General features: G+C 65.4%; 12 protein-coding genes and 1 riboswitch. Of the genes, 3 read left to right on the top strand and 9 right to left on the bottom strand.

From position 1 onward, the window contains the following. The first annotated feature begins 205 nt into the window (after positions 1-205). Complete coding sequence (locus JQN68_RS06355; RefSeq protein ID WP_225071968.1) at positions 206-703, top strand: DciA family protein; 498 nt, start codon at positions 206-208, stop codon at positions 701-703. Here JQN68_RS06355 and JQN68_RS06350 read toward each other — a convergent pair. The 8 genes from JQN68_RS06350 to alr form a co-directional block, all read right to left on the bottom strand. Further along, positions 688-1,458 (bottom strand): tRNA1(Val) (adenine(37)-N6)-methyltransferase, encoded by a 771-nt coding sequence (locus tag JQN68_RS06350; RefSeq protein WP_225071967.1) that lies wholly within the window; start codon positions 1,456-1,458, stop codon positions 688-690. The genes JQN68_RS06355 and JQN68_RS06350 overlap by 16 nt on opposite strands. After that, positions 1,448-2,311 carry a c-type cytochrome biogenesis protein CcsB gene (gene ccsB, locus JQN68_RS06345; protein ID WP_225071966.1) on the bottom strand — a complete coding sequence of 288 codons (864 nt, stop codon included), beginning with the start codon at positions 2,309-2,311 and terminating at the stop codon, positions 1,448-1,450. The genes JQN68_RS06350 and ccsB overlap by 11 nt, the downstream gene beginning before the upstream one ends. Further along, positions 2,301-3,683: a cytochrome c biogenesis ResB family protein gene (locus JQN68_RS06340; RefSeq protein WP_225071965.1), complete on the bottom strand. Its 1,383-nt coding sequence runs from the start codon at positions 3,681-3,683 to the stop codon at positions 2,301-2,303. The genes ccsB and JQN68_RS06340 overlap by 11 nt, the downstream gene beginning before the upstream one ends. 28 nt (positions 3,684-3,711) lie before the next feature. Then, complete coding sequence (purE, locus tag JQN68_RS06335) at positions 3,712-4,230, bottom strand: 5-(carboxyamino)imidazole ribonucleotide mutase (RefSeq protein WP_225071964.1); 519 nt, start codon at positions 4,228-4,230, stop codon at positions 3,712-3,714. Positions 4,231-4,272: 42 nt separating this feature from the next. Then, positions 4,273-5,544: a phosphoribosylamine--glycine ligase gene (gene purD, locus JQN68_RS06330; protein WP_225071963.1), complete on the bottom strand. Its 1,272-nt coding sequence runs from the start codon at positions 5,542-5,544 to the stop codon at positions 4,273-4,275. 41 nt (positions 5,545-5,585) lie between these two features. Continuing rightward, positions 5,586-7,151 carry a bifunctional phosphoribosylaminoimidazolecarboxamide formyltransferase/IMP cyclohydrolase gene (purH, locus tag JQN68_RS06325; RefSeq protein WP_225071962.1) on the bottom strand — a complete coding sequence of 522 codons (1,566 nt, stop codon included), beginning with the start codon at positions 7,149-7,151 and terminating at the stop codon, positions 5,586-5,588. Positions 7,152-7,258: 107 nt separating this feature from the next. Beyond that, positions 7,259-8,491 (bottom strand): ASKHA domain-containing protein, encoded by a 1,233-nt coding sequence (locus tag JQN68_RS06320; protein ID WP_225071961.1) that lies wholly within the window; start codon positions 8,489-8,491, stop codon positions 7,259-7,261. Next, positions 8,481-9,626, bottom strand: a complete 1,146-nt coding sequence (gene alr / locus JQN68_RS06315) for an alanine racemase (RefSeq protein WP_225071960.1) — start codon at positions 9,624-9,626, stop codon at positions 8,481-8,483. The genes JQN68_RS06320 and alr overlap by 11 nt, the downstream gene beginning before the upstream one ends. A gap of 195 nt (positions 9,627-9,821) precedes the next feature. Further along, positions 9,822-9,926, top strand: a riboswitch (TPP riboswitch). 173 nt (positions 9,927-10,099) lie between these two features. On the opposite strand from alr, the gene thiD reads away from it, so the two are divergent. Together thiD and thiC are read left to right on the top strand one after the other, a co-directional pair. Next, a complete protein-coding gene (thiD, locus tag JQN68_RS06310; RefSeq protein WP_225071959.1) occupies positions 10,100-11,545 on the top strand; it encodes a bifunctional hydroxymethylpyrimidine kinase/phosphomethylpyrimidine kinase in 1,446 nt (481 codons plus the stop codon). 68 nt (positions 11,546-11,613) lie between these two features. Further along, positions 11,614-12,906, top strand: a complete 1,293-nt coding sequence (gene thiC, locus JQN68_RS06305; RefSeq protein WP_225071958.1) for a phosphomethylpyrimidine synthase ThiC — start codon at positions 11,614-11,616, stop codon at positions 12,904-12,906. A gap of 92 nt (positions 12,907-12,998) precedes the next feature. On the opposite strand, the gene JQN68_RS06300 is transcribed toward thiC, so the two are convergent. After that, positions 12,999-13,154 carry a hypothetical protein gene (locus tag JQN68_RS06300; RefSeq protein ID WP_225071957.1) on the bottom strand — a complete coding sequence of 52 codons (156 nt, stop codon included), beginning with the start codon at positions 13,152-13,154 and terminating at the stop codon, positions 12,999-13,001. Between the last annotated feature and the right edge of the window lie 102 nt (positions 13,155-13,256).

The following is a 13,256-nucleotide window of genomic DNA, read 5'->3' as shown; positions in this document are numbered from 1 at the left end:
CGCACCTATTGCGGGTGTCACGCGTAAATGCGAACTATAGGAGAGCCCCCCTGCTTTGTCAAGGAGAAATGCCCCCCCGGACAACGGCATTTGGTCCGCATCGTTGACAGGCTCCCGCCGGGGCGTTAAAGTGTGCCTCGACTCATCGGTCCGGGCGCATTCCCGATCCCAGCCACGGGACCCGCCCCCAATCAGGAGCTCCGGCATGTTCATCCCCATTGACTCGGTCCAGAACGTTCTCCGGCAACTGTTCGCCCATCGGGATCTCGAAAGCCAGCTCAGGAAATACCGCGCCTGGCGCTGGTGGCCGTCAGTGGTCGGCCCCCAGGTCGCCGCCCGCGCTCGGCCGATCCGGCTTCGCAAGGACATTCTGGAGATCCAGGTCGATCACCCGGTCTGGATGCAGCAACTGCAATTGCTCAAACCTCGCATCCTGGCACGACTCAACGAAGCCCTTGGGGAAACCCTGATCACCGACCTGTATCTGCGTTACGGCCACACCGCAACGGCCCCTGCCCCTCCTCCGGCTCGCCCGTCCCTGCCCGGCAACTGGCAGCAGCAAGCCCTTTCCGAGGAGGAAACAACCCACCTGCGGCAACTGGCCGCCGGACTATGCGACCCGGAACTGCAACAGCGGCTGCTACGGCTGCTGGAATTGCAGCGGCGCCTGGAAAAGGCGCGCGCGGTTCAGGAGGAAGCGTAAATGGCCAGCACTTCGGGCGAGTAGTCCGCTCCCTGGTAGATGCCCAGCGGTGGCTCCACCCTGATCCCGGGGGCACCGCCGCGTCGGCCTTCCACCAGCACCAGCCGCGCCGGTTCATGGAGGCGACTGTGCACACAACGCAGGCGCTTTGGCTCCAGGCCCAAGCGCTGCATGGCCGCCAACAATTCCGCCAGGCGCTCGGCCAGGTGGATGATGGTGCAGCGGCCACCGCTGCCCAGCAGATAGGCGGCCGCGGTCAGGAAATCATCCAGTCCGCCGTGCAATTCATGGCGGGCCGCAGCCCTTTCATCCCCGGCCGCCTGCCGTCCGCTGCCCGGGCTCCGGTAAGGCGGATTGGCCACCACCACCTGACAGCTTTCCGCCGCCAGCAGGCTGCGTACCCTGCGAAGATCCCCCGCCACGATGGTCACCCGCCCCGCCAGGCCGTTGAGTTGCACGCTGCGTTGCGCCCGGTCCGCCGCCGCCGCCTGAATTTCCAGGCCGTAGACATGCCGGGCCGGGCTGCGCCGGGCCAGTATCAGGGGTATTACACCGCTGCCGGTTCCCAGATCGCAGACCGTGGCGCCGCGGCCGATGCGGGCGAAGGCGCAAAGCAGGATGGGATCCAGGGAGAAACGGTAACCGCGACGCGGCTGAATGATGCGCAACCCGCCGAGGTGCAGATCGTCCAGGGTTTCTCCGTCCCGCAACGGAACCGGCTCGGCATGGAGTTGATCGTCCTGCTCAACTGGCATAGGAATGCAGTCCGCTCAGCAGCAGATTGACGCCCAGGTAGCAGAACAGGGTTGCGGCAAAGCCGAAAATGGACAGCCAGGCGGCCCGCCGCCCTTCCCAACCGCGGGTCAGGCGGGCATGCAGAAATGCGGCATAAATCAGCCAGACGATCAGGCTCCAGGTCTCCTTTGGGTCCCAACTCCAGTAACTGCCCCAGGCGGAGTTGGCCCACACCGACCCGGTGACGATACCCAGGGTCCAGATCGGAAAGCCGATGGCGATGGCGCGATAGTTGAGTTGATCAAGCTGTGCCGCATCGGGCGCCCGCCGCAGCAGCACCGCCAGAATCCGACTTCGTCCGGGCTCCCCGCTACTCTGCCGAACCGCCTGCAGGAGGCCCATGATGGAGGCGGCGCAGGCCAGAGTGAAAGCGGCATAGGCGAGAAAACAGCTGACCACGTGATAGACCAGCCAGCGGCTGCGCAGGGCCGGCATCAGCGGTTCAATGGCATCGCTGAGAAAGACCTGGGCCCAGGCCATGCCGGCCAGGGCGAAGGGCAGCACGAAAATACCGACCACCGGACGACGCAGCTTCAGATCGAGAACCAGGTAGAACAGCATGATGGCCCAGGCAAAAAACACCACCGACTCGTACAGATTGGTCAGCGGCACGCGCCCCACCCCGCCGGGCAACTGATGGGATTCATACCAGCGCCAGACCATCCCGGCGCCGTGCAGTCCGAAAGCCGCCCGGGCCGCCCAAGTGGCCAACAGTGCCGGCCACCGGCCATCGCAGGCCACGTATGCCAGCAGCAAAACCAGGGACAGGAGATAGCCCAGGGTGCAGACATTGAACAACAGATTACTGGTCATGGGGGCCGGTTCCTTCCTGGTGTTCCGCCAAGACCTGCGACAGTCCTTCCTGCAAGCGCTGCCGCAGCATGGCGAAGCGGTCGGCGAATTGCCGTTGCTGACGGTGGGCGCGGCCGCCCAGCCAGATTTCCGTACCGCCGGCGACGGGCCGCAATAAAACCCAGACGCGCTGATGAGACAAGCCGCAACAGGCTGCCAAGCCGGCCAACAGCAGCAGACATCCGGCCCACACCAAAGGCACGCCCGGATCCCTGGTAACCTGCAGCACCGTGATGTAGTTCAGCTCGGCAGCCTTGAGGCGAAACTGCAGACCGTCAGCGCCATCCGTGGACACGGCGCGACGGGTACCGACGATGGCTTGGCCATGGCGGCCGGCATCATCCACCACGACGATACCGGCAGCGGGTCCCTGCCCGCGATGCTCATCGCTGAAACTGGTCACCATCACCATGTGCCCATCCGCCAATCGCACGGGTTCACCGGCCACCACCGGCACTTCCTGCCAGGCCTGCTGGTCGGCCCCACGCCATTGCAACTGCAGTCGCGGCGCTGCCAAATCGTAGCTTGACTGGAAAAAATTCAAGCCCCGAAAACGCAGGGGATGGTTGACCAACAGGGGGATTCGGGTCAGGCCGGGCAACTCCCGGCCATCCTCCAGCACGGTCAGCAAGGTACGGTACTCGCGCACCCGATCGGTACCCGGATAATAGTCGATGGCAAAGTCATCGCAGCGCAGGGCAAAGCCCAATGGCCGGGGCTCGGTCGCCCCCGGCAGGGAAAGGGTCGCGACGGTTGCCCCTTCGGCAATCTCGAGGTGGGTGCGGAACCCGGCCAGTTTGCCCACCAGGGCGCCGCCAAGGATGAGCAGAATGGCCAAATGGGTGACCACCACGCTGAAACGCGCCCAGGCGTTCTTCTGGGCAAACAGCCAATTGCGGCCATCGCCGCGCAACAACCGTGGCCGCGCGAAATGCTGTCTGAGCAGAGCGGCCAGGCGAAAATCGATGGTTTCCTGAGGGGCCGGAACGGACCAGGCGGCATGCTGGACAAGGCTGAGCAGCCAGGCCGGATCGGGTCTGAGGCGGGGGCGCATCACCGAACGCCACATGCCGGGCAGGCGCTGCAGGGTGCAGGCGGCGAGATTGAGGCCCAGCAGGCCCGGCAGAGCCAGAAACCACCAGGCGCGATACAGGTCGTGCACCCCCATGGCGCGCAACAGCGTCCAGACCGGCTGGGGATAGATGCGCAGGTAGGCCTCGGGAGCCAGATTCTGCGGCACCACCGTGCCCACCAGGGCCACACCGGCCAGGGCGAAGAGCAGGATCAGGGTCAGTTTCAGGGAGCAGAGTCCCTGCCACAATCGGTATGGCACCGTGCGTTCCTTCCGGAAAGGTGGGGACTCAGAAACCGTCCCGACTCATACGATCCTGCAACGCCCGGGCCTTGACCGCCACGCCCGCCGCCATCCGGTCCTTGAACTCATCCAGCTTGCAAGCCAGTTCGTCATTCGCCAGAGCCAACAACTGGGCCGCGAAAATCCCGGCATTGCGGGCTCCGGCCCGGCCGATGGCCAGGGTTGCAACCGGAACCCCGGCCGGCATCTGCACCGTCGCGAGCAGCGCGTCGAGGCCCTTCAAGGCCGAAGCATCGATGGGCACCCCGAGCACCGGCAGGGTGGTTTCCGCCGCCACCACCCCGGCCAGGTGGGCGGCCGCTCCGGCACCGACAATCAGCACCCGCAAGCCCCTCCCGCGCGCCGAGCGCGCATATTCAGCCGTGCGTTGCGGCGAGCGATGGGCGCTGGAAACGGTCATTTCGAAGGGAATACCAAAGTCTTTCAGAACCTGGGCCGCCTCGACCATGATGTCGTAGTCGCTGTCGCTGCCCATGAGTATTCCGACCAACGGCTGGTCACTCATGCCGGGATTCTCCTTGTGCCGGGGATCATGCAGACGACGACTTCAGCGCTTCAGGGCCTTGCCGCCGATGTCGTTGCGGAAATGCACCTCCGGCCAACGGATGACCCGCACGCCCTGATAGGCCCGGTCCATGGCTTCGGCCACGGTGGCGCCCAGGCCGGTGACGCCCAATACCCGTCCGCCGGCGGTGACGACCCGGCCGTCCACCCGTTTGGTGCCGGCATGAAAGACCACCAGATCCTCGATCCGGGCCGCCTCCTCCAGGCCGGAAATCTCCTGGCCCTTGACGTAGTCGCCGGGATAGCCTCCGGCAGCCATTACCACGCAGACCGCCGCCTTATCGTGCCATTCCAACTCGATGCCGGACAGATCCCCCTTGGCGCAGGCCAGCAGCACCGGCACCAGATCCGACTTGAGGCGCGCCAGCAGGGGCTGGGTTTCCGGATCACCGAAGCGGGCATTGTACTCCAGCACCTTGATGCGGCCGTCCTTGATCATCAGGCCGGCATACAGGATGCTGCTGTAGGGCCGGCCTTCGGCGGCCATGCCGGCGATGGTCGGCTTCAGCACCTGTTCCAGGATCTGCTCATGAATCTCCGGCGTCACCACCGGCGCCGGGGAGTAGGCTCCCATGCCACCGGTATTGGGGCCCTGATCGCCGTCGAACACGGCCTTGTGATCTTGGGAAGAGGCCAGCGGCACGATGCGGGTACCGTCGGTAAAGGCCAAAAAGGAAGCCTCCTCCCCCTCCAGGAACTCTTCGACCACGACCTTGGCGCCGGCCGCCCCGAAGGCTCCCTCACAGAGAATGGACTCCACCGCGGCGATGGCCTCCGCCTCGGTGCGGGCCACCACCACCCCTTTGCCCGCCGCCAGGCCGTCGGCCTTGACCACGATGGGCGCCCCCTGCCGGCGGATGAAGGCGATGGCCTCCGCCGCATCCTCGAAGGTCCCGTAGGCTGCCGTCGGCACGCCGTACTTGGCCATCAGATCCTTGGCGAAGCTTTTGCTGCCCTCGATCCAGGCCGCCTTCCGGTCGGCGCCGAAAATGGCCAGACCGGCGTCCCGAAAACGGTCGACGATGCCCAGGGTCAGGGGCAACTCCGGTCCGACCACCGTCAGATCGATGTTCTCCCGAAGAGCAAACTCCAGCAATCCGTCCACATTCTCCACGCCGATGGGCAGGCACTCGGCCAGGCGGTCGATGCCGGCGTTGCCGGGCGCGCAATAAAGCTTTGCAACCAGGGGGGATTGGGCGATTTTCCAAACCAGGGCATGTTCCCGCCCTCCATTGCCGACGACCAGAATCTTCATGGCGACGGTTCCTTTCTCCGAGACTTGGTCGGTAATGAATTTCAGTGCCGGAAATGGCGCATGCCGGTAAAGACCATGGCGATATCGTGTTCGTCGGCGGCGGCGATGACCTCTTCGTCACGGATGGAACCGCCCGGCTGGATGACCGCCCGGATGCCGGCCGCCGCGGCATTGTCGATACCGTCACGAAAGGGGAAAAAGGCATCGGACGCCATGGCCGCGCCCCGCACCTCGAGGCCGGCGTGCTCGGCCTTGATGGCGGCGATACGGGCGGAGTTGACCCGGCTCATCTGGCCGGCCCCGACGCCGATGGTCATGCCGTCGCGACCGTAGACGATGGCGTTGGATTTGACGAACTTGGCCACCCGCCAGGCAAACAGCAGATCCTGCATTTCCTGCTCCGTCGGCACCCGACGGGAAACCACCCGCAACTCTCCGGTCAGGGCCAGATCGCAATCCTGCACCAACAAACCGCCGTTGACCCGTTTGAAATCAAGGCGCGCCCCAGGCATGGCCGGCCAGGCTCCGCACGCCAACAGACGCACGTTTTTCTTCGCGGCTACGATGGCCGCCGCCGCCTCGGACACCGCCGGTGCGATGATCACCTCGACGAACTGTTTTTCGACAATGGCGCTTGCCGTCTCCGCATCCAGTTCGCGGTTGCAGGCGATGATGCCGCCGAAGGCCGATTCGGGATCCGTACTGAAGGCCCGCTGATAGGCGTCCAGCAGGGTCGCACCGACAGCCACCCCGCAGGGATTGGCGTGCTTGACGATGACGCAGGCCGGCCCTTCGTCGAACTGCTTGACGCACTCCAGAGCCGCATCCGTATCGGCGATGTTGTTGTAGGACAATTCCTTGCCCTGCAACTGGCGGGCCGTGGCAATGCCGGCCTCGGCCACCTTGTCTTCGACATAGAAGGCCGCCGCCTGATGGGGATTCTCACCGTAGCGCATTTCCTGGGCCATCTTGAACTGCAGGCTCAGAACCGGCGGAAAGGCGGTCGGCGCACCGCCGAGGCGTTGCCCCAACCAGTTGGAAATGGCGCCGTCGTAAGCGGCCGTGTGCTGGTAGACCTTGACCGCCAGGCGAAAATTGGTGGCCGGCGCAACGGCTCCGCCGCTGGCATTCATTTCGGCCAGCACCGCCGCGTAGTCGGCATGATCGACCAACACCGTGACATCCCGGTTGTTCTTGGCCGCGCTGCGCAGCATGGTCGGGCCGCCGATATCGATATTCTCGATGGCGTCCTCCAGGCTGCAGTCGGGGCGTGCCACCGTCGCCTCGAAGGGGTAGAGGTTGACCACCACCATGTCGATGGGCTGGATGCCGTGCTCCTGCATCTTCGCCACATGGGCCGGATTGTCGCGCATGCCCAGCAAGCCGCCATGCACTTTGGGATGCAGGGTCTTCACCCGGCCGTCGAGCATTTCGGGAAACCCGGTGTAATCGGATACGTCCCGCACCGTCAGACCCTCCTGGCGCAACAGGCCGGCGGTACCGCCCGTCGACAAAATCTCGACGCCGAAGGCGGCCAACTGGCGGGCCAGGTCGACCACACCGGTCTTGTCCGAAACACTGATCAGGGCACGTTTTATGACGGCCATAACTGTAGTCCTTTCCTGCTTGAAAGCTGAACCGGAGTACCGCGCGGCAAGCCGCCGACACGGCGTATACATCGGTAAAAAAGAAAAAAACCGTCGACTGGCGGTTTTCAGAACTCCATGGCGTTGAGGAAGGCGCGTTCAAAAGCCGGCGTCCCCGACAGGGGGTAGGCCTGCAGGCGCTGCGCCAGGGCAGCGACCTGCGCACCGGCATCCTTATCGAGCAGTCGGCGACCGCAGCCGGCCAGCACACCGGCCTCGGCGAAGCGTACCCTATCTACCATGATTTCCGGCAACATGGCAACCCTTTTCAGGACCGCGGCGGGCAGGGAAAACCCGAAGGCACCAGTGACGATGACCTGCTCGATGCGCTCCGCCGACACCCCCGCCCGAGCCAGCAGACAGACGGCTCCGGCCCGGACCGCCGCCTTGGCCAGCTGAAAGCGGCGGATGTCCTCCTGGGTCAGCAGCAAATCGACGGTCGCATCGCGGTAAAGCCGCAGGACCCGCCCACCGCCGACCTCGACGATGTGGCGGGAAAGATTACCCGGCACCGCGAGGGGTTCGACCAGGGTGCCATGCCGGTCGAGCAGGCCGCCCTCAAGGGCCGCCGCCACGACCGCCGCCAAGCCGCTGCCGCACAGTCCTCTGGGCGGCCCGCCGCCGAGCACCGTGAAACGCAGGTCGTCGCCGGCCAGTTGAGCATCGACAATCGCCCCGGGGCCGGCCGGCATGCCGCATGCCAATCCACCACCCTCGAAAGCCGGGCCGGCGGCCACCGAGGTCGCCCACCAACGGCCCTCGGCATACAGGGCCATCTCACCGTTGGTACCGATATCAAGAAACAAGCTGCCGGGCGCCGCCGGCTGTTGGGCATAAAGAAAGGCCACCAGGTCGCCGCCGACATAACCACTGACCAAGGGAAAGAGATAGACGGGGACCACGAGACCAACATCGAGTTCGGCAGCGGCCAACAGGACGGCGCCGCGTTCCCGGGGCCGATGGGGCGGAAACAGGAGCGGCTCGACGGGCAGACCGCGCAACAGGTGGCAGATGCCGGGATTGCCGGCGGCGGCCGCTGCGACGATGGCCGCGGCATTGCAATCCGCCTGGCGCAGCAGAGCGGCCAGCAGTGTCTTCAGGCCGTCCAGCAACAGGCGCTGCAGGTTTGGTCCCTCACCCTCGCGGGCCCGCTCCAGGCGCTGAATGATATCCGATCCGTAAACACCCTGCGGGTTGTTGACCTGGGCTTCGGCGTGCACCCGCCCCCGCCCGTCGAGCAACCGCCCGGCCAGGCTGGTGGTCCCCAGATCCAGCGCCAGTCGCAGACCGTCAGTCCCCATGCGGACCTTCCAGATAGAGCCGTGGTACCCGCTTGCTGACCTGGCAGAAGACTTCATAACCGATGGTGCCGATGCGGCCGGCCCATTCCTCGGCGGTGATGCGCTGGCCGTTGTCGCGGCCCAGCAGGGTCACTTCGTCGCCCACCGCCACCTCGGGAATGTCGGTGACATCGATCATGGTCCAGTCCATGCAAACCGTTCCGGCCACCCGGGCCCGGTGTCCACGCACCAGAACCTCGCCGCAATTGGACAGGGCGCGGCTGAAGCCGTCCGCGTAGCCGACGGGAATCACCGCCAGCAGCGTCGGCCGCTGGGCCACAAAACGATGTCCGTAAGAAACCCCGGTCCCCGCCGTAATGGTGCGCAGCTGAGCCACGGAGGTACGAAAACTCATCACCGGCAGCAAATCGCAATGGCGGTGAAAACCGGGTGCCGGCAGGCCACCGTAAAGAATGATACCCGGTCGTACCAGGTTGCACTCCGGCAATGCCCGCGACAGCAGGGCGGCGCTGTTGCTCAGATGCACATGACGCGGCGTGAAACCGGCCCCTTTCACCAGTTCCAGACCATGCCGAAAACGCCCGATCTGATCCCCGGTCAGGGGATGATCCGGATCGTCGGCCAGAGCGAGGTGGGACAACACCCCTTCCATACGCAGGGCCCGGCAAGCCGCCAGTTCCTTCAGCACCATGGGCAGTTCCGACGGCGAGAATCCGATGCGCGCCATGCCGGTATCGATCTTGAGATGATAGGGCAGCACCACCCCGGCCCCCGCCGCCCAACCGTTGAGACGGCGCGCGACCTCGACATCGAACAGGGTCGGCACCAGGTCGTAACGCACCAGATCTTCTTCCTGCCCGGCATAGAGGCCGCCGAGCACCAGCACCGGCCGGGTCACCCCGGCCTCGCGCAGGGCCATACCCTCCTCGACGATGGCCACTCCGAACATGCTCGCGCCCGCTGCCTGCAGCACCGGCGCCACCCGCGCGGCACCGTGACCGTAGGCATCGGCCTTGACGATGGCCAGGATGCCCTGTCCGGGACCGGCCTGGTCCCGGACCTGGCGGAAGTTGTGGCGCAGCGCCTGCAGATCGATTTCGACGTAAGTGGGGCGGTGACCTTGGTAATCAAGCATGTTCGCGGGTCCTGACAAGAAGGGATACAATCAAACCTGAACATGTAGCACTCCGCCGAAGGACTGTAAAGCACAATTTCCGGGATGGCGCCGGCGCCCCGTCGCAGAAAGTAAAAAAGGCTTTCCCTGGCGTTGCGGGCATATTAGAATGACGTCAAGGGCATGCCGGTCCATGGCAGCTCCGGAGCCATCCGATTTATCCGCTAGGGGCGTGTGATACTGAGAGTTCCGTGCCAAACGGAACGACCCTTGGAACCTGATCCGGGTCATGCCGGCGTAGGGAAGCGGCCAGGTTGCACCAGAACGGTGCCATCGTCGCGCGCCTGCCGGCCGCGACGATTTTGTTTTTTCGTTCACGATGCAGCAACGGTGGTGCAGGGGTTTGGCTGGCGTCATCCGGGCGCCAGACAGCCTCGGCGTGGGAGAAGCCCCCGTGCAAACAATTTAGTTTTTTCACCACAACGGGAAATGCCATGCAAAAAACCGACATCCGAGGGCTCTACCTGATCACCGACGGTTCCCGGGGGGAGGCCCTATGCCAGCGGGTGGAGGCCGCCCTGCGCGGCGGAGTGCGCGTCCTGCAGTACCGGGCCAAGGACCTGCCGGAGCAGGAAATGTACGCCGAGGCCTGCCAACTGCGGGCTCTGTGCCGTTCCGCCGGCGCCCTGTTCCTGATCAACGACAGCCCCGAACTGGCCCTGGCCTGCGATGCCGACGGCGTTCACCTCGGTCAACAGGATAGGCCCGTAGCCGCGGCCCGGGCGCTGCTCGGTCCCGGGAAAATCATCGGCACCTCCAACCGCACTGTCGCCCAGGCGCAAGCTTCCGAGGCGGCCGGCGCCGACTACCTGGCAGTGGGCAGCATGTATCCGACGGCGACCAAGGGCGATGCCGTGCACGTCGGCCTGGACACCCTGCGCGCCGTGCGTGAGGCCGTGGCCCTGCCGCTGGTCGCCATCGGCGGCCTCGACCGGGACCGAACCGGCGAAGTTCTGGCCGCCGGCGCCGACGCCGTTGCGGTGATTTCCGCGGTGCTGGCGGATCCGTCCCCGGCCCTGGCGGCGGCGGAAATCGCCCTGCAGTTCAATGTCCGGCAACCCTGGCCCCGGGGCCGGGTTTTGACCGTGGCCGGCTCGGACAGCGGCGGCGGTGCCGGCATTCAGGCCGACCTGAAAACCGTCACCCTGCTGGGCAGCTACGGCATGAGCGTGATCACCGCCCTGACCGCCCAGAACACCTGCGGGGTGCGGGCCATCCATGGGGTGCCCGCCGACTTCGTCGCCCAACAGCTGGATGCGGTCCTGGAAGACCTCGCTCCGGAGGTGGTCAAAACCGGCATGCTGCACAACGCCGAGATGGTCCGCCTGGTGGCGCGCCGGCTGGCGGCCTGCGGTCGACTGCTGGTGGTCGATCCGGTCATGGTGGCCAAGGGCGGTGCCGCCCTGCTGCAGCGGGACGCGGTGCAGGCCTGCCGTGAGGAACTGCTGCCTCATTGCTACCTGCTCACGCCCAATCTGCCCGAAGCCGAGATCCTGACCGGGTTGCCGGTGCGCAACGAGGAGGACATGGCCCGGGCCGCCCTGCGCCTGCAGGAAATGGGCGTGCGCCATGTGCTGATGAAAGGCGGGCACCTCGAAGGTGAGGCGGTGGATCTGCTCCGGGACGGCCGGGGGTGGCAACGATTTCCCGCGGCCCGCATCTCCGGTCGCAACACCCACGGCACCGGCTGTACCTTTTCCGCCGCCATCGCCGCCCTGCTGGCTCAGGGCAGGCCGCTGCCGGCGGCGGTGGCCACGGCCAAACAGTTCATCACCACGGCCATCGAAAGGGCCGTGGACCTGGGGGCCGGGCACGGACCGGTCAACCATTTCGCGGCGGCCCGGCAATTGGGACGAATGCTGCAACATCCGCCGGGCTGACGGCCCCGCCCAACCCCGAACCAAGCCGTCCCCACCGGGGCGCTTCCACTGCATGAAAAGGACATTCCATGACCCAACTGGAACTGGCCCGCCAGGGCATCGTATCGGATAAAATGCGCCAGGCTGCCGCCGGCACCGGCCTCGACCCGGAGATCCTGCGCCAGCGCATCGCCGCCGGCACCGCCATCATCTGCCACAACAACCGCCATGCCCACGGCCGTCCGCTGGCCGTCGGCCAGGGCCTGCCGACCCGCGTCAATGCCAACATCGGCACCAGCAAGGACGACACCAGCATCGACAACGAACTGGCCAAGGCCCGCGTCGCCGTGGCCGCCGGCGCCGACGCCATCATGGATCTGTCCACCGGCGGCCCCATCGACGAAATCCGCCGCGCCATCATCGCCGAAACCGACATCTGTATCGGCAGTGTACCCCTCTACCAGGCCGCCTGCGACACGGTGGTAAAAAAGGGCAAGGCCATCGTCGACATGACAGTGGACGATATTTTCGACGGCGTGGTCAAGCATCTGGATGACGGGGTGGACTTCATTACCGTGCACTGCGGTGTCACCCGCTCGACGGTGGAGCGCATGGACCGCGAAGGCCGCATCATGGAAGTGGTGTCCCGAGGCGGCTCCTTTACCGTCGCCTGGATGGCCCACAACGACGCCGAAAACCCCCTCTTCGAGCATTACGACCGGCTGCTGGAAATCGTCCGCCCCTATGACGCCACCCTGTCCCTGGGCGACGGCTTTCGGCCCGGCTGCCTGGCCGACGCCACGGACCGGGCCCAGATCCATGAACTGATCCTCCTTGGCGAACTGACCCAGCGCGCCTGGGATGCCGGGGTGCAGGTCATGATCGAAGGTCCCGGCCATGTACCCCTGAACCAGATCGAGGCCAACATCCAGCTCCAGAAACGCCTCTGCCACGGCGCGCCATTCTACGTCCTGGGCCCCCTGGTCACCGACATCGCCCCCGGCTACGACCATATCGCCTGCGCCATCGGCGGCGCCCTGGCGGCCGGCGCCGGAGCCGATTTCCTCTGCTATGTCACCCCCAGCGAACATCTGCGCCTGCCCGACGCCCAGGATGTGCATGAAGGAGTCATGGCGGCCCGGGTCGCGGCCCACGCTGCCGATATCGTCAAAGGAGTACCCGGCGCCATGGCCAAGGACCTGGCCATGGCTCGCTGCCGCAAAGCCCTCGACTGGGAGGGCCAGTTCGCCCTGGCCCTCGACCCGGACAAGGCACGCCGCCTGCGGGCCGAATCGGGCGTCGACGACGGTCACGGTGCCTGCACCATGTGCGGCGAATTCTGTGCCTACAAGATTATGGCGGAACGCAAAGGAGCGCGCTGACGGCTTTTGAACGACTGCGGAAGGATGGAACAGAAAAAAGAGGGCTGGAAGAGTTTTCTCTTCCAGCCCTTATCTTTTTATGGACAATCGCCTCAGCCCAGAAACAGGTTCTGACTGCGGGCCCGATTGGCCAGAATGGTGTGATCGATGATCTCTCCGCAGGCGCAGCATTTCCATGCATCAAACACCCTCACAAAGTCATAGAATTTCTCGGCATACATGCGGCTTTTGCATTTCGGGCATTTCATGGTTTCCCCCTGACGAGATAGTCAAAATGGCGTTCTAGCAGCCTTGCGCTGGTGCCATTTAGTAATTACATAAGTTGTGCCAGAACCCGAAAATCTACCCGA

It is taken from the genome of Desulfuromonas sp. CSMB_57 (assembly GCF_020194955.2).
Classification (GTDB): domain Bacteria; phylum Desulfobacterota; class Desulfuromonadia; order Desulfuromonadales; family Syntrophotaleaceae; genus JAFCIY02.
This window is presented reverse-complemented; position numbering and strand designations above follow the sequence as displayed.